We start from the raw sequence: 24,058 nt of genomic DNA, 5'->3' as shown, positions 1-24,058 counted from the left end.
AATACAATGATGACTACTATCAAAAACAAAGAAAAGGTGTTTCTTCGTCAAGCAACGGCCGACGATGTTGGTGCCATTGAGCAATTACTCAACCTGTGCTACCGAAGCACCCAAGGCTGGACGAATGAAGCATCTCTCGTCGGCGGCATACGCATTACTCAAAGCGAGCTTATCCACATCATCAACGATCCAAAACACTACTTTTTTGTATATCCCAAAACGACGATGGGCGAGCGCGATAGCGAAGAGACAGGCGAGCTACTAGGCTGCATTGCAGTTGATATAAAATCAGATAGTGATGTCAACAACAAAGCCTATATTGGCATGTTTGCCGTTCATCCAGAATTACAAGGGTGCGGCGTGGGTCATGTCATCTTAGAAGCCGCCGAGACTTTTGCGACGCGGCATTTACTATCTAGTCATGAGCAAAGGAGCGATCAGCCAAGCCGTCTGACCATGTCAATCTTGAGTCATCGTCCTGAGCTGTTGGCATATTATCAGCGACGCGGCTATCAGTTGAATGGCAATAGTATGCCGTTCCCAGATGATGGTAATAATGGCGAGCCTAAACGGCAAGATTTAGAGCTATTAGAATTAGAAAAATTGGTGAGCAGATAGGGTTATCTTTACTGTCCCCAAAAGTGCCCAAAGGTCATAAACAGCCCAGCGCTTAGTAATACAAAGGCGACAATAAGTAAGCGCTTAAACCAGTGAAAGGCGGGCCGGCGCGTGGCATTGTCATCAGACATAAGGTAGGCAAACAAGCACAGTAAGCTTGCCGCCAATGTCATAATGCCAAGCCCAATAGGTAGGATGTATAGGTAGATCTGCCACACAATCATCTCGCAACTCTTATTATTTAAAGCATCATAACAGTATCAAGATTGTGCTGTCTGTCATAGATTTTAGTACAGGCATAGATTATTAAGTAAACTGGCTTTGGTCTAAAGACAACCGGGGTTAAATCAGCACGCTTGTATTACTCAGAATCATCATGCACCTGTGCTTGGATATAATTCTCTACACCTACCGATTTAATCAAATCCTCTTGTGTATCAAGCCAGTCGTCATACTCCTCATTACCATCCTTAAGAGTAAGCAATAAATGACGTGATACATAGTCTTGATGCGTCTCACACAATGTAATCGCATCAGTAATAATGTCGAATTTTTGTCGCTCTAAACGCAAGTTGCAACTGATAATTTCAGGGACGTCTTCACCGATATAGACTTTGCCTAGTTGTTGTAGATTAGGAAGCCCACCGAGCAAAAAGATACGGGCAATCAGATCATCCGACCACTTCATCTCAGCGATAGATTGTTTGTACAAATGATCGTTTAGAACCTCTAGTCCCCAATGCCTTGCCATACGCGCATGCAAAAAATACTGATTAATCGCTATTAAAGACTGACCAAGCACTTTATTGAGCACTTGAATGACTTCTTTGTCGCCTCTCATGATTCTCTCCTTTAGTGTGATACTAAATCTGGCGATACTTCAGCCATTTGGCTCTGCAAGTAGTTAGGCAGACTTATCATATCAATAAGACGCAGCTGCTGCTCAAGCCAATGAGCATGATCTTCTTCAGTGTCTTTGAGCTGCTGGGTCAAGATATTGCGAGTGACGTAATCTTGTTCCTCTTCACATAGCGCAATGCCTGATTTGAGATCTTTTTGCACTGCATATTCAAGATCCAGATCAAGCTGTAGCATTTCAGGAACTGCGGTACCGACTTGAATCTCATTAACGCTCATTTTAGGGATGCCGCCTAGCATCAAAATACGGCGAATGATCGCCTGTGCATGCAAGGTCTCATCTTCCATTTCGTGATGAATACGGTCATACAATTTGCCGTAGTGCCACTCAGCATACATCTCAGAGTGAATAAAATACTGGTCACGAGCGGCCAGCTCACCGCCCAATAAAAAGTTTAAATAATCGATAACTTTTTGACTACCTTTCATAATATATACTCACTAAAAATTTGATTAGTAGGGCGTGTACAGCAGACCTAAGTCAAGGATAGCAGACAGGATCTTGATAGTAATTGTACTTGATAGTAATAGTAACAGACATTTGCAGTAGAATAAAAATAGAAAATAGCATGCACAAACTCTAGTGCAAGATAAGCATCATAAAGATAATAGACTAGGCTAAGCGTGCTTGATAATGGAGAGGTAGGTTGATAGGCTAACTATTCATGTACTAACTGAGAGCTAAACAGCATAAGCAAGAACGTCAAGCTTGGCGTGATGCTCATCAATATAATCATTGACCATAGGCTCGCAGCAGCCGCAGCAAGTAGCGACATCTAGCGTCTCTTTGAGACCATCAAGTGTATCGATACCAGAGCTGATTGCCGCCTGAATTTGCTTTTCTTTAACGCTATTGCAGATACATACGTACATATAACTATTCCTAAATCTTCTGACAATTTACTTGTCATGAATAAGAATGACGATTTAATAGCACATATAGTAACGATAATTGTTATCATTTGCAATAGCTTTTACAGTGACAAAGTTTAGAGAGGTTAGCTTTAAATCTAAGAAATTATGTTTGGTTTTTACTCAGCGTTAGGTATACTTAATTATCGAAGATAAAAGAGCAAGACCATCATGAAAAATGTCAAAAATATAAATGTTAAAAATACAAATATCAGAAACATAGTTGCCATGCTTTTATTAACGCCACTACTTGCTGCTTGCTCAAGTGGACCCTCTGAGAGTGATGTAGAAAATCTTATTGAAGCACAGTATGAGCAGGCGGGCAGCATGATGGATAATGCGATGGCGGGTGCGGGCAATGATGAGATGGCAAGGGCAATGAGCGGGATGATGGCAGGCATGATGCCAACCCTTGAGAGCGTAGATAATGTCAATTGCGACACCATTGAGGGCGACAATACCTATATGTGTACCGCTGATATTACGCAAACGGTTGCGGGTAATAGTCGCACTGACAAAGGAAGCTTCAAGGTGTACCAAGTAAATGATGAGTGGGTTTTGGGGATGTAGACTTTTTACTACTCCATTCAATAAGCCTTAATCATTCTCGCTCAGTCTAGTCACGATTTTCCCTGAACGATAAGCCAGTAAAGAGAGCAAGGTTTCACTCATGCCATGACTATGCTCACTTGCCCCTTGAATAAATATCTTAGGTTTAAAGTTAGCGTTAATCGTTTTCACCCTATAATCGGTGTCTAGCACCAAGCGATCCTCGGTATCGTATACTAAATACTCCTCAAAGTTTTTGACAATATCGGTCGCTATAATCTCGTAACCTGTTGCCAAAAATAAACCGTCAAACTCTATGTTTACCGTTTTATTATCCGTCAACTCTTTAAATATTGCCTGTTTTGAGTCGCTATCTATACCTTTTAATTCATGAAATTGATGCAGCTGGATCTGCTCAGTCCCAATCAGCTTTTGATAATAAAGGCGTTCGTACAAGATGCTAATGAGTTTAGGATCGACGACTGAATAATTAGTATTTCTGTGGTTCTCAATGATGTTTTCTCGAAAGTCATCATCATAAGTCAAAAAGGTCTCAACCGTATCACTATCAAAGATCTCGTTCACAAATTCAGTTTCATCAGCAGGCTTTAGGGCATAGGTTCTAAAATAAAGATCGACTTTGGCATTGGGGTACTCATCTGCCAAATGCATGGTAATCTCAGCAGCGCTTTGACCAGAACCCACCACTATAAATTTATACTCTGCATGTTTATCAGTAAAATCAGTCTCTAAGCTGTACAAAAAATCTTCAGAGTGACTGATCTTGATATCAGGATTGGCACTCATATACTCAGGAATGACTTTGCTGATACCTGCTGCAAGCGAGATGTCTTTGGCGTATATAATCTCCGCCTCTTTAGTGGTGACATTTTGCAAATGTAGCGCTAAGTAGTCTACGACGTCTGAACCTTCGATAAGCACAGGCTCGATCTTTATAACCTTAGTAGCGTATTTGACATAATTTTCAAACTTCTTAGCCGCCCATTGTAGATAGTCGTTATATTCCACTCGCCTTGGGAAAAAGTTTTTGAGATTGGCAAAAGTCTCTAACCGACCATTTTCTGCTAAGTAATTGATAAAGGTAAAAGGGCTGGTGGGATTTCTGAACGTCACTAAATCTTTAAAAAATGAAATCTGCATCTCAGCTTCGGGTATCAGCATACCGCCGTGCCAGACAAAGTCAGGCTTGCTCTCTATAAACATGATTTTTGAGTTGTCATTTAACATATCCTTCTCTGACAGGGCAACAGCCACTGAAAGATTTGCTGGACCAAAACCTATCCCTATAAAATCGTAAATGTGCATAAGTAACCTTGTTTGAGTTTTTATTTTTAGATGTCAACACAGTCTATGGTTGGGTAAGTCGGCAACTAAGATGTGCAACCTTTATTATCTGAAAAGGCAGCGCTAATCTGAACGATTTCAAGCCCTAAAAGACAAGTGAGACAATATCAGCTTTAGGCTTTTAAAAAGGTTACGTTTAGTATTATGTATTTAGTATCAAATACATAGCAAAAGTTTAAATAGTAGACCAAAGGCTTTAACCTAAAATCTAGCCACAAAAAAAGGCTATTCTATCTAAAATAGCCTTTTTACTTGTACACTCTATCAAACTAAAGCTGACTAGCGCCCACTACCTCATTGTCACAAACTCTTCAGAGCCTGTCGGATGAATAGCAACGGTATTATCAAAATCCGCCTTGGTCGCGCCCATCTTGATTGCGACCGCAAAACCTTGAATCATCTCGTCAACGCCATAGCCAATACCATGCAGACCAATCACCTTTTCATCATCGCCTAGGCATACCAGCTTCATCACGCACTTTTGACGATGCTGAGTCACTGCGCTATACATCGAGGTAAAGGTCGAGGTATAGCACTTGATATTATCCTTGCCATGATGATTGATCGCGTCAATCTCAGACAAACCAATCGTACCGATAGCAGGATGAGTAAAAATAACCGTCGGAATGAGATCATAAACCAGATGCTCATCGGTCTTATCATTAAACAAGCGCTCAGATAGCCTGCGACCTGCTGCAATAGCGACCGGCGTCAAATCAACACTGTGCTCGATAATATCGCCAACCGCATAAATGCCGTCAACGTTAGTGTTCTGAAACTTATCGACTTTGATTTTGCCGTTGTCCGTCGTCTCAACCCCTGTGACATCTAAATTGATAGTATCAGTGGAGGGCGCTCGACCAATCGCCCAAATCAGGCAATCTACCGTATCAAGCGTACCGTCTTTGGTACATAACTCTAAGCTGCCATCTTCATTTTTATTGACTTCAGTGAGTGTCGTTTCGGTATGCAATTGAATACCATCTTGCTCCATCTCTATCAGCAAGGTCTCTACGATAGTGTGGTCAAACGAGCGTAGCGGCGAATGCTGACGCACATACAGATGCACCTCCGAACCTAAACTGTTGAGTACGCCTGCAATCTCAACCGCAATATAGCCAGCCCCTGCGATAGCCACGCGTTTGGGCAGATGATTTAATCTAAAGAACCCGTCAGAATCGATACCGTGCTCAGCGCCTGGGATGTCGGGGAAAATAGGATGACCACCGGTCGCAATCAAAATATGGTCAGCGGTAATGTGCTCGCCATTGACTTCGACCGTATTGGTATCGATGAACTTGGCAAAGCCTTTTATGACCTCAACGCCGTTCTTTGCCAAATTATTATCATAAGAGCGATGGATGTTTTGAATATACTGCTGGCGGCTATTGACCAGTTTTTGAAAGTCAAAACCTTTTAACTCGACATCAAAGCCATAATCTGGCGCATACTTCTCAATGGCTTCAGCCACTTGCGCGCCGTACCACATGACCTTTTTGGGTACGCAGCCCCAGTTGACACAAGTGCCGCCTAATTGTTCTGCTTCGATAATGGCGCATTTTTTGCCATAGCTTGCCGCGCGATTGATCGAAGCAATACCGCCGCTACCGCCACCAATGGCGATATAGTCATAATGTTTTGTCATGGTTGAGATCTCTTTAGTTCGTTTTGAGGCAATTTTAGTCTTATTGTTATGGGTACGATTCTGTATCTTACAAGTTGCCGACCATACACCAAGCGTGCTTGATGATACCATGAAGCGTGGATAACTTTAATGAGGAAAACCTATGCATATCGCTATCTTGACTATGACGTTCTCTTTGCCTGGCTGCAGCTCCTTAAAAGAAAAGCGCCAACGTATGGGCGGCTTGCATGCGCGTTTTGGTAATACACCAAGTATTGCCGTATGCGAGAGCGGTGAGCGCGATCGGCACGATGCCAGCGAGTGGACGTTTGTCATCGTCGGACTGACCAAACGTGAGGTTGAGTCGCAGTGTAGTCAGATAGAGGAGAAGATAGAGCGGACGGTAGATGCAAGGGTGATGGATATTGAGCGGGAATTTATTTAAGTGGGGTAGGTGTATCTCCTACCATGCAAGGCACTCAAAACCCTATCAAGCAAAATCAAGACTGATTTCAACACCTAAGTTAGCATTGATATTTACCAATGCATCTAGGCTAAATTTGCTAATTTTGCCTTGTAATAAGTCATTAAGACGAGGTTGAGTAATTCCGCAAAGCTTAGCAATCTCGCTTTGCGTACCTGACATATCTTTAATAATGTTTGTAATATGATGCATAAGTTCAGCACGCAATTTTAGATTAGCGCTTTGAGTAGGCGTATCACAAAGGGCGTCAAATGCAGAGGTATATTTAGTCATCTTTTAAGTCCTGTATAAGCGGTGCGTAGAACGCACCCTACAAGTAACTCAACACTATTTTACAATCCCCGAAGCGCTCGCGTTGCATCGTCAAAAGCCACTTTTGCATCCTCAATCTCACCTGCAAACATCAAAAACAAATGCGGCATGGTCTCATAAATGGTGAGCTGAGTATCTACACCGGCTTCTTCAAGTTTATTCGCATAAGCCACACCTTCATCACGTAGCGGATCAAAGCCGCCGACCATAATAATAGCAGGAGCAACGCCTTCTAAATCACCAAATATCGGCGATACCATCGGGTCTTTGGTATCCGCTTTATCGTCTATGTATTGCTCTTGGAACCAGCGCATCTTTACGCGCTCTAAAAAGAAACCTGTCGCAAATAGCTCATACGATTGATATTCACGGCTCATATCGACCCAAGGCACCCATAACAGTTGCAATTTTGGCGGATGAGCATCGTCTTTGGTTTGCTGCGCGACGACAGCGGCTAAGTTACCACCTGCGCTATCACCACCGACCGCCAGACGCGTCGCATCAACACCAAACTTATCGGCATTATTGGCAACATGACGGAAAGCTGCCAGTCCATCATTGACAGGAGTAGGGAAGGGGTGCTCAGGCGCGAGGCGATAGTCGACTGCGATGACGGTACAATTACCATCTGCCGCCAAATGCTGACAGACTAAATCGTGTGATTCAAGCGAGCCTGCCACATAACCACCACCATGATAAAACACCAAAGCTGACTGATTATTATCTTTGACTTTGCGATGTCGATAACGACGTAGCGTAATGCTATCACCGCCTGATACGTCGAGGGGAAAGTCATCGCTGATGATATCTTTATGATTAGACTGCGCGAGTAATGGCCCTTGTGCATCGATCTGTCTGCGCGTGCTGGCAACGCTCGCTAGGTGATTGGGCGGTGGACCAAATAGCTTTAAGATGACTTGTACGGAGACATCTAAGGTCTGACCGTCGATAACAATGGGATCGCCCGCGATTTTGCGTAGAATGGGCTTGGGTAGGTGGACTATTCTTTTGACGATGATTTTTTGTGCTTTGAATGCGAGTTTTTTTAGCTTTGGGTGGTTTTTTATTTTCATTGAAGATGTCCTTATCTTGATCGATGATAATAAACCGTTACGCCTTGGTTTTATGTCTACAAACCTTACGCAATACGGGTCATTTGCGTAAGATTAGAGTCTTCGATCATCTCCTTTGTCACCTTCATAAAGTTTTGAAAATGCGCGCTTTGTCCATGCTGCTGCATAAGCTCCTTATTTTTCCATACCTCATAAGTGACAAAGTGATTAGGATTGGCATTATCTTGATGGATATTATATTGCATAGCGCCTTGTTCGGCTTGTGATGCCTTTGCCAGCTTGAGTAGCTCAGACTTAAGGCTTTCGGCGTGTTCAGGTTTGGCGGTGATATTGGCTACAAGGGTAATAGCCTGTTTTTCTTGAGTGTTCATAAGTGTTTCCTATGGTTAAATATTATAGTGATTGTAATAAATTCTGAGTTTGACGTTTAAGCTCGGCAATAGCGTTTTTATTTAAAGCATCGGCATGCGGTTGTCCGAACTCGCCTCTGGCCTCGCCGTGCGCGCCATCTTTGATGTCATTATCAAAATATTTACCGGTATCGTCAGCGAACTCATCGGATATGGCAAGCTCTGTTAGGATATTTGCGCCTTTATCTGCTGATGACCAATATTTGCCATAAGCTTCATCGACCATTTTGGTATTCAGTAACGAGCCAGGATTGACCGCGATTACATTGATATCATCGCCAGCGACTTTGTCGGCTAAATCCATACTCCACATCGTAAGTGCCAGCTTGCTTTGCGCATAAGCGTCTTTGTCGTCAAGACGTTCGTTCCCTGCAAAAGCGGGATAGGATATTAGTGCTTGCGCCGCTGAGCTTAGATTAATAATGCGCGCTTGATTAGACTTTTTAAGTAGTGGTAATAAGGCGTTGGTTAACTCATGAGGCGCTAAATAATTGACCACGAAACGCACGTCCAATCCGTTTTTGGTCAAGGGCGATGCGGTGGTATAAATCCCTGCATTATTAATAAGGACATCAAGCTTTGGTAGCTTGTCGCTTACTTCTGCTGCCATGTTACGTACCGCATGTAAATCTGACAAATCAGCCACAAACCCATCAATATTGTCCGCCGCTGCGCTAGTCGCTACTGCTTTGACCTCCATAATAACGCTAGCAAGTTTGTCCGCGTCTCTGCCATGCAAATAGACTTGATGTCCCGCTTTGGCTAAATTTAAAGCGGCAAGTTTGCCAATGCCATCCGTGCTGCCAGTAATTAAAATAGTTTTTGTCATGAGTCATCCTTATATTTTCAGTTATCATTTGAATTTTGGATGTATTCTATTTTATCTGTCGCTATGCTGCTGATTGTAATGAAAGTGTTGTGATTGGAGACGTGGTGTAATTGAGAAGAGGCTTAATAGTGCTTTTAAATGAGGTGATTTGATGGGTGAAAGGACTTTGATAAGAGACGTGGTGTTAGCTCTGGTAGGGTGCGTTCCACGCACCATTCACTATCTCAATTTTAAAGGTGCGTGGAACGCACCCTACGAAAAATTTGAAGAGTATAGTGTCTGTTGGGTGTCGCAAGCTCCACGCCAACCTACGAATTGTATATGGATTTGAGAGTTATTCTGTAGGTTGGTGTCGAGGAACGAGACCCAACGAGTTGGCTTTGATAAATATGAGACAGTTGGGTTTCCTTGGTCAAATCAACCTACGAGATAAAGGCTATAGTTAATATGATTAGGAAAGATTTTCTGTCAAATCATTAGTGCTTTTTAACCACATTCTAATAGGAACTTCACTTCCTGAGCTTTCTTCTATTTTCTCGTTTAAAAGCTCTAGTATCCACCTCCTTACTTCCTCCTTCTTACCTTGAACTTCGTTAAGTACAGGATGTAGTAAAATAGAGTGAATAAATTGTCTGCGATAACTTTCATCTTCAATCTTTACCCAAATTACTTCTTTCAAAATGTTTTTATCAATTGATGCAAGGGTATCTTTATTATCATCGTTCGATATCCTATCTTCATAATATCTTAAAAAAATAGAAGAAATAACATTAGAACTAATATTGATAGGTTGATAGTTCTCTATATTCTCAACAACACAGTCATAGAATCGTTCGTAAGGCTCTACACCGAAGCGATACCAACTTCCAACAGATGGTTTTGACTGTGCCATACTTGTTTCTCGTTTAATAAATTGCTTAACATGATTCTCTAACTGTTGCGTTAAATCTTTTCTATTACAACTGTCAAAAATATCACAGTAAAAGCTAATATTATTTAATTCAGATTTTTGAATTTTGATACAGGCTGAATAGTATAAGCGCTCACAGAATTTAGGCTGAAGTTTCAAGCTATGAAATTCATTTATAACTTCTCTATGGAATAATTCATCTTGAAGTTTTTTCTCCGATAGAATGTCATCTGCTACCAATTCTTGTATAGAATTTTTAGATATATCATGTTCGGTAAGCATAGATATAATATGCATAGTCCAATCGTCAAAGAAGAATAAAGGATAAAATGGCTCTATGTACTTTCTAAAAGCTTTAAACTCTTTACTCTGCTTTAAGAAGCTATCGTCAGACACTATTATAAACTCGCCATTCTGATCACGGAATAAGTCTAATGTAGCTTTAAAAGTAGGCTTATCACCACTTTCTTCACCTTGTAAAGGTATTTCGGGTTGGAACTCATCTATCCAACGAATAACTAAAAGATTTTTAAGTATGTAATCTCTACTAGTGTTGCTTAGTGAATCGACGGAGTTAATAATCTGTTGATAGCTGATAAATACCTTATTATAAAACCTTAAATTTTTTATCCTTAGTGTACGATAAAATAGCTGCATAACATCTAGTGCGAGTTTATCCTTAATGAAAGTCTTTAATATATCTGAGTTATCATCAAGAATAAGAACTTCATCGAATACTTTTTCTTTATATTCTTGAAATTGCTCGTTCGCCTTAGCTTCATGTAAGATCACAATAATTTGACAATCTTTCTCTAGTTTCAAGTCGTTGATTAGGCCCATAACATCTTTGATCGGCAAATTATCTGAAATTCTTTCTATATCATCAATACAAATAACAGTTTTTGAAACTAGGTTAGAGAGCGTACTTGTTATCAAGCTTTTGCCTATATTTAAACTAAGGCCTTTACCTTGTATCTTAGACAAATCAACAGTATCTAAAGCTTTATTAAATAATGATTTAGCTCCTTGCAACCTGTCTTCCAGCTCATTGATTGCATGAGTTTTGACAGCAATTTCATATTTTAAAGAATCTAGTGAGTCAATACCAAATAAAGATACATAGGCATACTTTCGCAATTTAAATTGATTAATATTCTTCTGTTTAAAATTTTTCCAAAGATATGTCTTACCAATGCCCCATTCACCAGTTAAAGCAATAGCTAATGAATTATTATGTTCGATAAGCTCTAAAAGTTTCTTCTCAAGATTTACTACATTTGCCATTACTCATTACCTTACAGATGTTCTTAAAATAACATTAATATTAACACTAAAATAAAAACACCACACACTAAAAAAGGCCACCCCAAAAGAGCAGCCTTCAAATCAAAACCAAACGATCAACCTACTAACTCGCCTCAGACATCGCCTGCTTTAGCATCGGTTTCAAGAACTCACCCGTATACGAGCCTTTCACTTCCGCCACTTCCTCAGGCGTCCCTTCCGCGATAATCAATCCACCACCTTTACCACCTTCAGGGCCAAGATCGATGACCCAATCGGCAGTTTTAATGACATCTAAGTTATGCTCGATGACCACGATGGTATTGCCTTTATCACGTAGCGCATGCAGGATATGCAGCAGCTTATCAATATCATGGAAATGCAAACCAGTGGTCGGCTCATCCAAGATATACAGCGTTTGCCCCGTATCGCGTTTGGCAAGCTCACGTGCTAATTTCACTCGCTGCGCCTCACCACCAGATAACGTCGGCGCGGATTGACCGAGGCGAATGTAGCTGAGACCCACATCCATTAGCGCTTGCAAGCGACGATAGATCGCTGGTATGGCTGAGAAGAACTCAGTGGCATCTTCTACCGTCATATCGAGGACGTCCGCGATGGTTTTACCTTTATAGTGAATCTCGAGCGTTTCGCGGTTATAGCGCTTGCCTTCACAGGTATCACACGGCACATACATATCCGGTAAGAAATGCATCTCAACTTTGATGAGACCATCGCCCTGACACATCTCACAACGTCCGCCTTTGACGTTGAAGCTAAAGCGACCCGCTTTATAACCCCGAGCACGCGCCTCTTGCGTTTGCGCAAACATCTCACGTACGGGCGTAAACACGCCAGTATACGTCGCTGGATTGGAGCGCGGGGTACGACCGATAGGGCTTTGATCGATATCGACCATTTTGTCCAGATGCTCAAGACCGCTGATACTCTCGTGCTTATCCGCGATAAGCGTTGAGGCATTATTCAATTGTGTCGCTGCCAATGGCATAAGGGTGCGGTTAATTAGCGTTGATTTACCAGAACCTGATACCCCTGTGATACAAGTCATAATACCAACAGGCAGACTCAAATCTACGTCGTGTAGGTTATTGCCGGATGCGCCTTTTAACTCAATGCTCATGGGTAATTTTTTGGGTTTGGCTTTGCCTTTCGCTTCTACTTCTATGGTTTTGGCTTTGTGGCGTATAGTTGGAATCTCGATTTTCTTCTTACCCGACATATATTGTCCCGTCAGCGATTCCTTGTTCGCCATAATGTCTTTGACGGTACCTTGGGCGATGATATGACCGCCATGTACGCCTGCGCCGACACCGATATCGATAACGTGATCCGCTTGGCGAATCGCATCTTCATCATGCTCTACAACGAGGACGGTATTACCCAAATCACGCAAGCGTGTTAGCGTTTTTAATAAGCGATCATTATCACGCTGATGCAAACCAATGGAGGGTTCATCAAGGACATACATCACGCCCATCAGACCTGCGCCAATCTGACTAGCCAAACGAATACGCTGCGCTTCGCCGCCCGATAGGGTTTCGGCAGAGCGGGCAAGGGTGAGATAATCAAGGCCAACGCTGACCAAAAAGTTGAGACGCTCATTAATCTCTTTGAAGATTTTTTCCGCAACTTCCCCTTTATGCCCGCTCAGTTTAAGCGTTTTATAATAGTCAGCGGCATCACCAATAGACAGCTTAACGATTTCGGCGATGGTTTGATCATCAACGCGCACGTTACGTGAGATCTCGTTCAGGCGCGCACCATCACAGACGTTACAGGTCGTATCGGCAAGATATTTGGCGAGCTCATCACGCACCAAGTTGCTTTGCGTTTTGGCATAACGGCGCTCAAGGTACGGTAGTACCCCTTCAAAAGGAATGGTCTTATTGGTTTTGCGTCCGCGCTCATCGGTAAAGTTAAAGGTCAACTTTTCTTTACCAGAGCCATGCATGATAAGGTCTTGCTGCTGTTTGGATAAATCCTGCCACGGCGTATCCATATCGATTTTAAAATGTTTGCACACTGTGCTAAGCAAGCCAAAATAGTACGAGTGACGCTTGTCCCAACCATTGATTGCGCCTTGATTGAGTGTTTTATCAATGTGGGTAATGAGTTTTTCAGCCGCGAAATACTGACGTTTACCCAAACCATCACAGCTAGGACACGCGCCGTATGGATTGTTAAAACTAAACATACGCGGCTCAAGCTCAGAGACGGCGCGGTCACAGACTGGGCAAGAGTGCTTGGCGGACATGACTTGGTTCTGATCACCGCCTTCTTTTGGATTGCCATCCATAAAGTGTAGGGTGACCAGACCTTGACCTAAACGTAATGCGGTCTCCAAACTTTCGGCGACGCGGTTACCCAAGTCATCGCGCACTTTAAAGCGGTCAACGACCACCTCTATCGTATGTTTTTTCTTCTTATCGAGCGTCGGTAATTCATCGGTGTCATAGACATGACCATCGACGCGTACGCGTACAAACCCTTGTCCAATGAGCTGCTCTAGCAAAACGGTGTGCTCGCCTTTACGCTCACGAATCACAGGCGCGAGGATCATAATCTTGGTATCAGCTGGCAAGGCCATCACTTGATCGACCATCTCAGTGACCGACTGCGCGACCATCGGCTCATTGTGCTCAGGGCAAAACGGCGTGCCGATACGGGCGTACAATAAACGCAAGTAGTCATAAATCTCAGTAATCGTACCCACTGTTGAGCGCGGGTTATGGTTGGTTGATTTTTGCTCAATCGCAATCGCAGGAGACAAGCCTTCGATACTATCAACTTCAGGCTTCTCCATCTGTGATAAGAACTGGCGCGCGTACGCTGATAAGCTCTCGACGTATCGGCGTTGCCCTTCAGCATACAAGGTGTCAAAGGCGAGTGATGATTTACCAGAACCTGATAAACCTGTGATCACGACGAACTTATCGCGTGGGATATCAAGATCAATGTTTTTTAGATTATGAGTACGAGCGCCGCGTATTGCGATATGGTCATGTGCCATTATAGATAGGTTTCCTATGGGCTAAGAGCGTTATAAAGAGATAAGCTAAAAATAAAGCAAAGATTAAAATACAAGTAAGTTTTGAGAATAAGGATTTTTAGATAAAGCGTTAAAGGTTATAAACAGTCAATTATCATAACGGGATGGCTTTGAGGTGTTGTTATTCATTGGTATGTATTTATTAAAGATCACTGTTAAACGTAACTATTAAACCTAAATAATGCCAAAAACGCACCCGTTGATGACGTCAGTTGTGCTGTTCTATATTGTCATGACACAGGCATTATTCAAGGTTTCGCTGTACTCCGATCGCTTTGAATCATAAAACTGCGGCGTCATCAAAAGTAGCCGAGTAAAAAGCCAGTGCTTTGGGTCAAAGTGGCAAAAGTTTCGGCAAGCTGACGGCGAATGTCTTATACTAGGGGGCTTGATTTGTCGCGAATACTGACTCGTACAAGGTCACTTCTCTTGTGCAATGAGTCTTGATAGTCAGTCGCTATTGGATATCCCTGTGAGGCAAGTATGAACAGCGTAGAAAAACGGGCAATCTTTGGGGTTGGTGGTATCTTTGCCCTGCGCATGATTGGTCTGTTTATGATCGTGCCAGTGTTTTCGGTCTACGGCGATAATTACGCGCATGCCACGCCATTTTTGATCGGTTTGGCGGTCGGTATCTATGGGCTAGGTCAGGCGATATTTCAGATACCCATGAGCCTTGCCGCTGATAAATTCCCGCGTAAGCCGATTATTATGCTCGGCCTAGTCTTGTTCGCACTAGGTGGTATCATCGCCGCCAATGCGACTGATATCTACGAGGTTATCATCGGGCGCGCGCTGGCAGGGAGCGGCGCGGTGTCGGCGGTACTTATGGCGCTACTGGCTGATGTCACGCGTGAGGAGATGCGCACCAAAGCGATGGCGACCATGGGCTTGACCATTGCGACCTCTATTATGCTCGCTTTTGCTTTTGGACCGCTACTGGTCGGCTCGCTAGGTATCTCTGGTCTGTTTTGGCTGACCTCAGGGTTTGCGATTTTAGCGATGTTGCTATTGTTCGTCGTACCTACGCCGATGCGCGTCCTCAAGCACAATCTGGATAATAAATCGATCGGTGAGCAGCTCGCTACCGTGCTCAAAGTTGGTGATTTGAACCGTTTGCACATCGGTATTTTTGCCTTGCATTTAACCATGACAGCGATATTCGTGATTTTGCCGCATCAACTCTCTGAGGTCATGGGACTCTCTGTCCGTCAGCAAGGTTTGGTCTACTTGCCGCTGTTATTTATTGGTTTTGCCGTTGCCATTCCCTTTATTATTATCGCTGAAAAAAAGCGCAAAATGCGTCAGGTGTTTTTGGGGGCGATGGCGCTCATGACGGTATCATTAGTATTGTTGGCCATAGGTAGCCAAGTTGGTGTTGGTATTATCTTGGGGCTTTTGCTGTACTTTATGGGCTTTAATTTACTAGAGGCGACCATTCCGTCATGGATATCTAAACGCGCACCTGTCGCTAATAAAGCCACGGCGATGGGGCTAAACTCCTCCAGCCAGTTCTTTGGGGCTTTTGTTGGTGGGGCGATGGGTGGTCTGCTGTTGACCCAATCCAATCTACTAGCATGGGGTATCTTGGCTGTCATTATGGGCGCAGCACTATTGCTTATCATACCGATATCTGACCCGCCTTATCTATCGAGTACCACTGTTACTATCCCCAAAAATATCGATATTCAGCACTGGTCACAACAAGTGATGGCAGTTGAAGGCGTTGATGAATTAGTGGTCATGGCAAAGGAGCAAGTCGCTTATCTAAAGCTCGATAAGACGCAGCTGACCGACTCCTCAAAAGCGCAATTAGCAGATTTGGCGCAAAGTCCGTTAAATATTTAGAAGCTGATTTAATCTCAACTATCTAAATTTTTTGGCGTAGGCTGGGTCAAAAACTGAGCCTACAGCAGTAGTTCACGCCAAGTCGAGAGTAAGGTATGATATAAAATATGTCGTAAATACTAAGATCAGATTAAGATTAACGTATCTTTAATAGTGGCAGTGCTATTTTTAAACGATTGTCTTTCAAAAGGAATTAATATGAATAATCTCTTTGTTAAATCTATATGCAAGATTGCAATACCTTTTGGACTATCAACAGCGCTATTACTCTCAGGCTGCGCCACGCAAAACATTCAAACCTACCAAAACGTCAAACCGACGCTGGATATGCATGAGTTTTTCTTAGGTCAAATCGATGGTTATGGCATGTTTCAAGGGCGTAGCGGTGAGGTCAAAAAACGCTTTTATGTCGATATTGATGCCACCCACGAAGGCGATGATGTCATCGTCTTAAACGAAAAATTCAATTGGGCAGACGGCACTAAATCGCAACGGATTTGGCGACTGACCGAGCAAGCTGATGGTCGATGGACGGGTACGGCAGGCGATGTGATAGGGCAGGCCAAAGGCGAGGTCGCAGGCAATGCTTTTCATTGGCAGTATGTGCTTGATTTACCAGTCGATGACAAAACCTATCACGTCAACTTTGATGATTGGATGTATTTAATCAGTGATGACGTGATGCTCAATCGCGCGGTCATGAGCAAATTTGGCGTAGAATTAGGTAGCGTGACGTTGAGTATGCAGCGCAGAGATACCAATAAATAGAAAGATAAATAAAGGGGTTTGGTTAACTATTAACCATTTAATTTGTCACGACATTCATTGTCGTAACTTAAGAGTTAGCCCTAGATATTTAGACAAAAATTGGTTAAAGTAAACTTGTATTATCAGTTATGATTATTTGCTAATTGATTAAATTATTCATAAATAAAAGGACGGTACTATGCGCGGAGTTAACAAAGTTATCATCATCGGTAATCTTGGAGCAGATCCTGAAGCACGTCAATTTAATAATGGCGGCAGCGTGACCAATATTTCGGTGGCAACCTCTGAGCAGTGGACAGATAAGCAAAGCGGCGAAAAGAGAGAAGCGACAGAATGGCATCGCGTGTCTTTATTTAATCGTTTAGGTGAGATTGCTGCGCAGTATCTACGTAAAGGTAGTAAGGTTTATATTGAAGGCAGTTTGCGCACGCGTAAATATCAAGATCCAAACGGTCAAGATCGTTATATTACTGAGATTCGCGCAGAGCAAATGCAAATGCTTGATGGTGCAACAGGCGGTCAGGGTAGCAATGATAGCTATGGCAATCAGGGTAATCAAAACAACTTTGCTCAGCCCCAAGGCAGCTACAACCAAGGCGGTGGCCAAGCTATCGCACAAGGTAGCAATCAGAACACCTTTAACAACAATCAGCAAGCCAGCCCGCAACAGAACAGTTTTTCATCTAATGCAAGCTCAGCGCCCAAATCTAATGCCATGCCTGATGGCCCAGTAGATGATGATATTCCGTTCTAAATCTTATAAGAGATAGCTTTTTAACTTAGCTAAAAAGCATATCAATACTTAAGTACCTTATTATAAAAAGTCCACAAGCGTGGACTTTTTTATTGATCTATAAAAAGTTCAGCTCTGTATGTTTGAGCTTCGATTAATAATTTTTATAAGTATAAATATAAACTTCTGTTTATTTTGAATAGAAATACTTTGAATATCATTTTAAATATAAAATAGTATTATTAATATTTTATTACCTATGTTTAATAAAAATTATGTTAATGTGCTTAATTAATAATACGGCTGTTTATAAATGCAGGTTTTAAATCATTACATTTAACGTATTATTAGCCTTTTATTTTTGATTTGATATTGATAATCAAATCTATCACTGTTCAGAACGAGGTCGTTATGAGTAAGAATAATGCTATTGATTTAGACAGTTTAGACGTTGATGAGCTACGCGCTATCACTGAGAATGCGCAGCAACTTATCGCTCAAAAGCAGCATCAGCGTTTGTATGACGCCTACACGCAGTTTGAAAAAATCGCTGAAGAGAGCAATAGTACGATTGAAGAGATATTAGAAGCGGGCGAGAAGCTGGCTAAAAAACGCAATATTAAATATCGTAATACCGAAAACAGCGATGAGACTTGGACAGGTCGTGGTCGTAAGCCCACTTGGCTTGTTGACGCTTTAGCTGACGGTCAAAGTCTTGAGAGTTTTGCTGTTTAATTGATGGATGTGATTCATCATGAGCTGATCACTTTATAGATAAGAATTCTTTTATCTTGTAAGCGAGAATTAAAAGCCAGTATCTTTGCCGCTATTATTAGCGCAAAAGATACTGGCTTTTTTTCTGTCATCTATAGGGCATTGTTTGTTATGATAATGACGTTTTTGTCTATTATAAGAGTCAGTTATCAGTGTCACCATCCTCTACCTCGTCTCATAAGCGTCTCCGTAAGCTTTGGTGGCTTGTCGGGCTGGTTTTGTTTGTGTTTTTTGCGCTGCTACAGATGCCAGCGGCGTGGGTGATTCAAAAATATGCGCCAAATAACAACCATGTCCAACACGTTTCGGGTAACTTGTGGCAAGGCTCAGCCATTTGGCAAATGCCAGCACCTAGTGCGCCACTGACAGGTACGGCCAGTTGGTCATGGCAACCGTGGCAGCTATTCTTGGGTAAAATCGGCGCTGACGTCGAGATTGCTACGGGTCAGACGCGCCTGCAAGGACAAGTCAAAGTGAGTCGCAGCGCTTGGCAAGTGGATGACATGAGTGGCAAGATAGCGCCTGAGACGCTAACTAGTGTGGTCGATTGGCAACTGCCTAATACGCCTATACAAGTCAATAATGTCTCTTTGCAGCGCCGATCAGGCTCAGATGAGCAGGTTGCAGGATTTACGCAAGCGGACGGTCAATTGACTTGGGTAGGCGGTGAGGTCGGATATCCAAGTGGCGGAAAAGTGTTTTATATCACGATGCCAGCTATGCGTGCCCAGCTTAGCCAAGAGCAAAAAAGCGATAAAAATATGCTGCATATCAATCTGCTTAACAACCAAGACAAGCGCTTGGGCGACTTGTACATTGATAGCGACAATATGGTGGATGTGAGCCTAACTCAGCGGCTTTTGGAGAATATGCCAGAATACCAAGGTCAAGCGCCGCAAGATACCTCAGTCGTTAGCGTACGCCAGCCTTTATTCTCTGGAGTGTCAAACTCAGCAAGTGCAGGAGCGCCTTGATGATAAGTGCCCGCGATCGCCTTAAACCTGCTATAGATATTCTGAACCGCTTCTCAGGATGGCTTTTATTATTAGCGATTATATGGCTGAGCTGGACAGTGGCGCGGTTATTATGGTTATTACTAGCCGCGCCAACAGTACCTGCCTTGCCATTAGCGACTTTGCAGAATAATACCTCAATGGACGCAGGCGATAACAGCTTATTTGCTATCTTTGCAGACCCAACGCCTGTTGCTGCTGCTACGTTGCCGCCGCCTAATATTATTCTTAAAGGCGTGCTATTGGCCGTGCCTAATAGCGCCTCGTCAGCACTGCTCGATGTCAATGGTGAGGTCAAAAACTACCGTATCGGTGACGAGCTACAAGAGAGCGGTTATACGCTAATCGCTGTTGATTGGGACTCAGTGATTATCTCAGATCGCAGCGATCAGCAAACCATCATTAATATGCCTGATCGCTTAGCACTTGACCAGAGCGAGATGATCGCTGATGGTATGAGCAATCAGCGTTTGCCTACGAGTGATGCATTAGCGCTACCACAAGCAGTCGCGCCCATTGATACAGGTCTTGATCCATCTGCTAGCACTAATAACGCTGACGAGAGCCCGCAGTCTGCTATTAGTGAGGCGGTGACCGCCCTGCAAGAGAATCCTGCCAGCTATTTGAGCCGTATGGGCGTTATGGCATCAGGAGAGGGTTATCAAGTGACTGCTGCTATGCCATCGAGCCTGCGCAATCGTTTGGGGCTTGAGCCTGGCGATAAAGTATTAAGCGTTAACGGTCAAAACGTCGGTAATAATCCTGGTCAAGACTCTAGCCTATTGCAACAAGTGCAGCAATCAGGCGAGGCGCAAATAGAGGTTCAGCGCGGCGATCAGGTCATCACGATTCGTCAGCAGTTTTAATGTTATATATCAAAGGTAGTCACAACGCTGAGTCATTGTTATTCTCAGTATTACAGGCGCATTTTAGCTTATACTTGGCACCATCACAGTAGGTATTGATCATCATGGTAAGTTTGCATAAATTTTCAGTCACGCCCCTGCGCCTCTCATTGCAGCGCTTAATGGGCCTTTGTCGTCCGCTATGCTTAGCACTGCCGCTGTGGATGGCGAGTATGGGGGTCGCTCATAGCGAAAGCTGGAAAGTTAATTTGCAAGACGCTGATATCAAAGCCTTTATCAACGAAGTGGCAACGATTACCAATCAAAACTTTGTCTTAGATCCACGTATCAATGGTAACGTAACGGTCATATCGAACCGTGCACTCTCGCGCGATGAGATTTATCAGTTGTTTTTAAGCGTCATGCAGGTTAATGGCATTGCGGCTATTGATTCAGGGACGACCACCAAACTGGTGCCAGATAATGTCGCCAAACAGTCTGGCGTTGCAGTGGATCTACGCGGCGATAGCGTGGGCGAAGCCTTGGCGACGCGAGTGATTTATTTAACCAACACCCAAGCCGCTGAAGTGCTCGGCGTCATCCGTCCCCTTATGCCGCAGTCTGCCCATGCCGCAGCCGTTCCCGGCGTCAATGCCCTAGTCTTATCCGATCGCGCCGATAGTTTAAACCAGCTTACCGCTCTTATCCGTGATTTAGATAGCAATGTTAATGATAGCTTACAGGTGATACCACTGCGTCACGTGGATGCTGAGCGTATGATGGAATTAATTAGCGCTTTGGTCGCAAGTGCTGGTAGCGGACAAGCACAAGGTGGTAACCAGCTCAAAGTGATCGCCGATTCGGCAAGTGATCGGCTGCTTGTGAAGGGTAGTCCCGAGATGATCGCCAAAGTACAAGTGATGGTCAACCAGTTGGATACCACCCCGACGCGTAGGCTAAGCGGTTTGCGTGTGTTTCGCCTCAAGTATGCCAGCGCAACTCACATCGCTGACATGCTGCGCGGCTTGCTTGCCAATCAGTCTATCAATAGTGCAGGCGCCGTATCGACCTTAGAGCCTGCATCACTCACCGATGCCAGCGGCGCTAGTACCGCTATTAATAGTGGAGCCAGTCAGGCGCTCGAAAATAATAATAGCTCGATTGTACCAGCGGCTAGTGGCTCTACGGCACAATCTGGTAGGAAATTTAGTATTATTGCAGATGAAACCCAAAACGCGGTCATTGTAAATGCCGATCCTGAGCTCATGTTTGAGATCGAAGAGGCGGTGGACCAGCTCGATAATCGCCGTGCGCAAGTGCTGATTCAAGCGGCTATCGTTGAGATATCAGGAGATGATGCGACCCAGCTTGGTGTTCAATGGGCGCTAGGTAATGCCAACAGCGGCTATGGCGTCGTCAACTTCAATAACGTAGGCGCTAGTGCTACCTCTATTGCGGCGGCGGCTTTGGCAGGCGGCGGCGCAGCTGGCGCGGCAGGTATTAGCGCTGCTGCTAGCTCAATCGTTGGTGCTTTGGTTGGTATTGGTGATAGTCGCAAGGACAGTAATGGTAATACTGAATTTTATGGGGCTATCTTGCAAGCTTTGGACAGATCGACCAGTGCCAATCTGTTGTCCATGCCTTCTATCTTAACCCTAGATAACGAAAAGGCCAGTATTTTGGTGGGTCAAAACGTGCCTTTTGTCACAGGCTCCTTTACCACTAGCGGTAACTCCTCAACCAATCCGTTTCAGACCATTGACCGTCAAGATATCGGTATCAACCTAAACGTCATTCCCCATATCGGTGAAAACGGCACAGTGCGTTTGGAAGTCTCGCAAGAGGTCTCGTCAGTTGTGCCCGGTAGCGTTGGAAATGCCAACGGCATTATTACCAATAAGAGCCTCATCAATACCACTATCTTGGCTGATGATCAACAGACCATTGCTTTGGGTGGCCTGATGCGAGATAACAGCACCACCAGTCAACAAAAAGTTCCTGGACTTGGCAACGTGCCTATTATCGGACGTCTATTTCGCTCTGATAATGACAGCACGCAAAAGAGCAATTTGATTATCTTTTTGCAACCCACTATCTTGCGTGATGGCGGCGCGGTGGCGAGCGTGACTGAGCGCAAATACAATCAGATGCGCGTGCTGCAATTGGTCATCGACAAAAACGGCACGATCAAGCAGTTACCTCTGAGTGGCACCCAAGGTTGGAGTGGTGAGGTGAGTGCAGATTACGAGCTTATGAATCTCAACCCTTTGATTCCTAAACGTGACCAAACGCCGCAGCCTGCGCCCTCAGGCTTTACGCGAGTCGATAGTCCAAGTGCCAGTAGCGGCGTGACGACTTATCCTTTAAACCGTTGATACCTTATTAAGTGACTGGTTAAGCGAAATGGTTCATCAAACTAAGGAGCGTAAGATGACTGCAAAAAAATGGATAGCTTTAACAGCAGTAGGTGCCGCTTTACTATTACTACCAAGACGCAGTAGCCGTCAGCTACCAGCGCACAGAGCGCATAGCACGAATGACGAGTCAAAAAATCTGACTGCTCACAAAAAGAGTGAGGATCATCCAAGTTCTTCTAAGATATAAAATGGAAGTTCAAGCAGATATGCTTTTCTTTAAAGGCAATTTTTAAGAGGGAGTTTTTAGACAATCAGAAACTATTCAACATTATTTGATACATAAAGCTAATATTCAATCTACCTCTATTTAATTTGCTATGCTAATATTTTAACTCCTCAATTCTAGCGGTCGCTCCTATGAATGCCCAGCACTTTGCCCGCGCCCATCCTATACTGATGTCGATAGCTTTTGCACTGCTGTGCATGACTCTGCTTGGGTGTAAGCCAAAGCCGCAGTCTATGTTTGAGCGGCAGGCAGAGGGGGAGTCCGCGCAAGAGATTGGCGCTACTATTAATGATGCGTCAGATACCAAAGTAGCTATAGTCGATGACGCCCGTCCCACTACCAGTAAGAACTTGGCGACTTCAAACATTGAGATTATCAAGCAGCAGGCCCTCGCGCGCCAGCCCAATTGCGACATCAAACCCTGTCAGTACTTTGAGCTTAACATTGTAGATTTTTCGCCCAAGCAGCCGTGGCTCACTAGTATTATGTGGCAAACCATCGCTCATGTTCTCGCGCCTGAGATGCCGCTGGCAAGCCAAGATGAGGCAGCCAAAAAAATTATTTTGATGCTGCTTAACCAAATTGAGTATGGTGAGGGCACGGTGAGCACGCTACCTATGTATCAACGTATCGATACCGAAGTGGTATTCAATCCTGTCTCTGACCTAGCTAATATAGATAGTACGCCCACAGGTTATCTGGCTATTCGCTCAAGTGTGTCCAAGGACGATAGCCATGAGCAATTTAATTACATCATGCTCGATATGCAAAAAAAATTACAGCTAAATATCGAAGATATTTTATTGCCTGAGGCGACGCCTGATGAATTACTCGCGACTTTTCAAACCGCTAAAAAAGACTGGTTAACCTTGCAAGGGGTTGAGGCGCAGTACCTTGATGACTGGCCACTACAGCTCTCAGAGCAGTGGTATCTAGATAAAGAGGGCTTGCACATGGTGTATCAATCAGGCGAGCTTTTAGAGGATAATGCTGGTGCTGTCGATTTATTGGTGCCTTATGTACTATTGCAAAAACTGCTCAAACCCAGTTATAGAGTCTATAGCAAATAGACCTCT

Annotated in this window: 24 protein-coding genes; 12 read left to right on the top strand and 12 right to left on the bottom strand. The window is 43.7% G+C overall.

What is annotated here, in order from left to right; genetic code table 11:
* The first annotated feature begins 6 nt into the window (after positions 1-6).
* Positions 7-618 (top strand): GNAT family N-acetyltransferase, encoded by a 612-nt coding sequence (locus ACTXGE_RS07860; protein ID WP_443542875.1) that lies wholly within the window; start codon positions 7-9, stop codon positions 616-618.
* A gap of 8 nt (positions 619-626) precedes the next feature.
* Here ACTXGE_RS07860 and ACTXGE_RS07855 read toward each other — a convergent pair whose 3' ends face one another.
* The 4 genes from ACTXGE_RS07855 to ACTXGE_RS07840 form a co-directional block, all read right to left on the bottom strand.
* Positions 627-842, bottom strand: coding sequence for a hypothetical protein (locus ACTXGE_RS07855; protein WP_443542873.1), 216 nt, complete (start codon positions 840-842; stop codon positions 627-629).
* 137 nt (positions 843-979) lie between these two features.
* Positions 980-1,459 carry a bacterioferritin gene (gene bfr / locus ACTXGE_RS07850; protein WP_443542871.1) on the bottom strand — a complete coding sequence of 160 codons (480 nt, stop codon included), beginning with the start codon at positions 1,457-1,459 and terminating at the stop codon, positions 980-982.
* 11 nt (positions 1,460-1,470) lie between these two features.
* Complete coding sequence (gene bfr / locus ACTXGE_RS07845) at positions 1,471-1,965, bottom strand: bacterioferritin (protein ID WP_443542869.1); 495 nt, start codon at positions 1,963-1,965, stop codon at positions 1,471-1,473.
* 252 nt (positions 1,966-2,217) lie between these two features.
* Positions 2,218-2,409, bottom strand: coding sequence for a (2Fe-2S)-binding protein (locus ACTXGE_RS07840; RefSeq protein WP_443542867.1), 192 nt, complete (start codon positions 2,407-2,409; stop codon positions 2,218-2,220).
* 267 nt (positions 2,410-2,676) lie between these two features.
* On the opposite strand from ACTXGE_RS07840, the gene ACTXGE_RS07835 reads away from it, so the two are divergent.
* Entirely contained in the window at positions 2,677-3,018 is a 342-nt protein-coding gene (locus ACTXGE_RS07835; protein WP_443542865.1) for a hypothetical protein, read from the top strand.
* A 27-nt stretch (positions 3,019-3,045) separates the two neighbouring features.
* Here ACTXGE_RS07835 and ACTXGE_RS07830 read toward each other — a convergent pair whose 3' ends face one another.
* Both ACTXGE_RS07830 and gorA read right to left on the bottom strand, forming a co-directional pair.
* Positions 3,046-4,323 (bottom strand): lysine N(6)-hydroxylase/L-ornithine N(5)-oxygenase family protein, encoded by a 1,278-nt coding sequence (locus ACTXGE_RS07830; RefSeq protein ID WP_443542863.1) that lies wholly within the window; start codon positions 4,321-4,323, stop codon positions 3,046-3,048.
* Between the two features lie 328 nt (positions 4,324-4,651).
* Positions 4,652-6,007 (bottom strand): glutathione-disulfide reductase, encoded by a 1,356-nt coding sequence (gorA, locus tag ACTXGE_RS07825; protein ID WP_443542861.1) that lies wholly within the window; start codon positions 6,005-6,007, stop codon positions 4,652-4,654.
* A 142-nt stretch (positions 6,008-6,149) separates the two neighbouring features.
* Between gorA and ACTXGE_RS07820 the strand changes: the two genes are divergently transcribed.
* Positions 6,150-6,431 carry a DUF503 domain-containing protein gene (locus ACTXGE_RS07820; protein WP_443542859.1) on the top strand — a complete coding sequence of 94 codons (282 nt, stop codon included), beginning with the start codon at positions 6,150-6,152 and terminating at the stop codon, positions 6,429-6,431.
* A gap of 45 nt (positions 6,432-6,476) precedes the next feature.
* On the opposite strand, the gene ACTXGE_RS07815 is transcribed toward ACTXGE_RS07820, so the two are convergent.
* From ACTXGE_RS07815 to uvrA, 6 genes are all read right to left on the bottom strand, one after another.
* The gene (locus ACTXGE_RS07815; RefSeq protein ID WP_443542857.1) at positions 6,477-6,743 is read right to left on the bottom strand and encodes a helix-turn-helix domain-containing protein; all 267 of its coding nucleotides are present in this window, start codon (positions 6,741-6,743) and stop codon (positions 6,477-6,479) included.
* Positions 6,744-6,802: 59 nt separating this feature from the next.
* Positions 6,803-7,855 carry an alpha/beta hydrolase gene (locus ACTXGE_RS07810; RefSeq protein ID WP_443542856.1) on the bottom strand — a complete coding sequence of 351 codons (1,053 nt, stop codon included), beginning with the start codon at positions 7,853-7,855 and terminating at the stop codon, positions 6,803-6,805.
* Positions 7,856-7,920: 65 nt separating this feature from the next.
* A complete protein-coding gene (locus tag ACTXGE_RS07805) occupies positions 7,921-8,226 on the bottom strand; it encodes a putative quinol monooxygenase (protein WP_443542855.1) in 306 nt (101 codons plus the stop codon).
* Positions 8,227-8,248: 22 nt separating this feature from the next.
* Complete coding sequence (locus tag ACTXGE_RS07800) at positions 8,249-9,094, bottom strand: SDR family NAD(P)-dependent oxidoreductase (RefSeq protein WP_443542853.1); 846 nt, start codon at positions 9,092-9,094, stop codon at positions 8,249-8,251.
* A 451-nt stretch (positions 9,095-9,545) separates the two neighbouring features.
* Positions 9,546-11,288, bottom strand: a complete 1,743-nt coding sequence (locus ACTXGE_RS07795; protein WP_443542852.1) for a hypothetical protein — start codon at positions 11,286-11,288, stop codon at positions 9,546-9,548.
* Positions 11,289-11,412: 124 nt separating this feature from the next.
* Positions 11,413-14,319, bottom strand: a complete 2,907-nt coding sequence (uvrA, locus tag ACTXGE_RS07790; protein WP_443542850.1) for an excinuclease ABC subunit UvrA — start codon at positions 14,317-14,319, stop codon at positions 11,413-11,415.
* A 522-nt stretch (positions 14,320-14,841) separates the two neighbouring features.
* Between uvrA and ACTXGE_RS07785 the strand changes: the two genes are divergently transcribed.
* The 9 genes from ACTXGE_RS07785 to ACTXGE_RS07745 all read left to right on the top strand — a co-directional run bounded on the left by ACTXGE_RS07785 (position 14,842) and on the right by ACTXGE_RS07745 (position 24,052).
* Positions 14,842-16,206, top strand: coding sequence for an MFS transporter (locus ACTXGE_RS07785; RefSeq protein ID WP_435949482.1), 1,365 nt, complete (start codon positions 14,842-14,844; stop codon positions 16,204-16,206).
* 198 nt (positions 16,207-16,404) lie between these two features.
* Positions 16,405-16,974 (top strand): DUF3833 domain-containing protein, encoded by a 570-nt coding sequence (locus tag ACTXGE_RS07780; RefSeq protein WP_443542847.1) that lies wholly within the window; start codon positions 16,405-16,407, stop codon positions 16,972-16,974.
* Between the two features lie 178 nt (positions 16,975-17,152).
* On the top strand, positions 17,153-17,728 hold the full coding sequence (gene ssb / locus ACTXGE_RS07775) for a single-stranded DNA-binding protein (RefSeq protein ID WP_443542845.1): 576 nt from the start codon (positions 17,153-17,155) through the stop codon (positions 17,726-17,728).
* Between the two features lie 390 nt (positions 17,729-18,118).
* Positions 18,119-18,442: an H-NS histone family protein gene (locus tag ACTXGE_RS07770; RefSeq protein WP_317198776.1), complete on the top strand. Its 324-nt coding sequence runs from the start codon at positions 18,119-18,121 to the stop codon at positions 18,440-18,442.
* 191 nt (positions 18,443-18,633) lie between these two features.
* A complete protein-coding gene (gene gspN, locus ACTXGE_RS07765) occupies positions 18,634-19,455 on the top strand; it encodes a type II secretion system protein N (RefSeq protein ID WP_443542843.1) in 822 nt (273 codons plus the stop codon).
* Positions 19,455-20,360: a type II secretion system protein N gene (locus ACTXGE_RS07760; RefSeq protein WP_443542842.1), complete on the top strand. Its 906-nt coding sequence runs from the start codon at positions 19,455-19,457 to the stop codon at positions 20,358-20,360. The genes gspN and ACTXGE_RS07760 overlap by 1 nt, the downstream gene beginning before the upstream one ends.
* Before the next feature lie 104 nt (positions 20,361-20,464).
* Positions 20,465-22,714, top strand: coding sequence for a type II secretion system secretin GspD (gene gspD / locus ACTXGE_RS07755; protein ID WP_443542840.1), 2,250 nt, complete (start codon positions 20,465-20,467; stop codon positions 22,712-22,714).
* 55 nt (positions 22,715-22,769) lie between these two features.
* The gene (locus ACTXGE_RS07750; protein WP_435949473.1) at positions 22,770-22,943 is read left to right on the top strand and encodes a hypothetical protein; all 174 of its coding nucleotides are present in this window, start codon (positions 22,770-22,772) and stop codon (positions 22,941-22,943) included.
* Between the two features lie 170 nt (positions 22,944-23,113).
* A complete protein-coding gene (locus tag ACTXGE_RS07745; RefSeq protein ID WP_443542838.1) occupies positions 23,114-24,052 on the top strand; it encodes a hypothetical protein in 939 nt (312 codons plus the stop codon).
* Positions 24,053-24,058 lie beyond the last annotated feature (6 nt).

It is taken from the genome of Psychrobacter sp. T6-4, from assembly GCF_052258425.1.
GTDB lineage: Bacteria > Pseudomonadota > Gammaproteobacteria > Pseudomonadales > Moraxellaceae > Psychrobacter.
The sequence above is the reverse complement of the archived record's forward strand: the minus strand, read 5'-3'. Positions and strand labels throughout refer to the sequence as shown.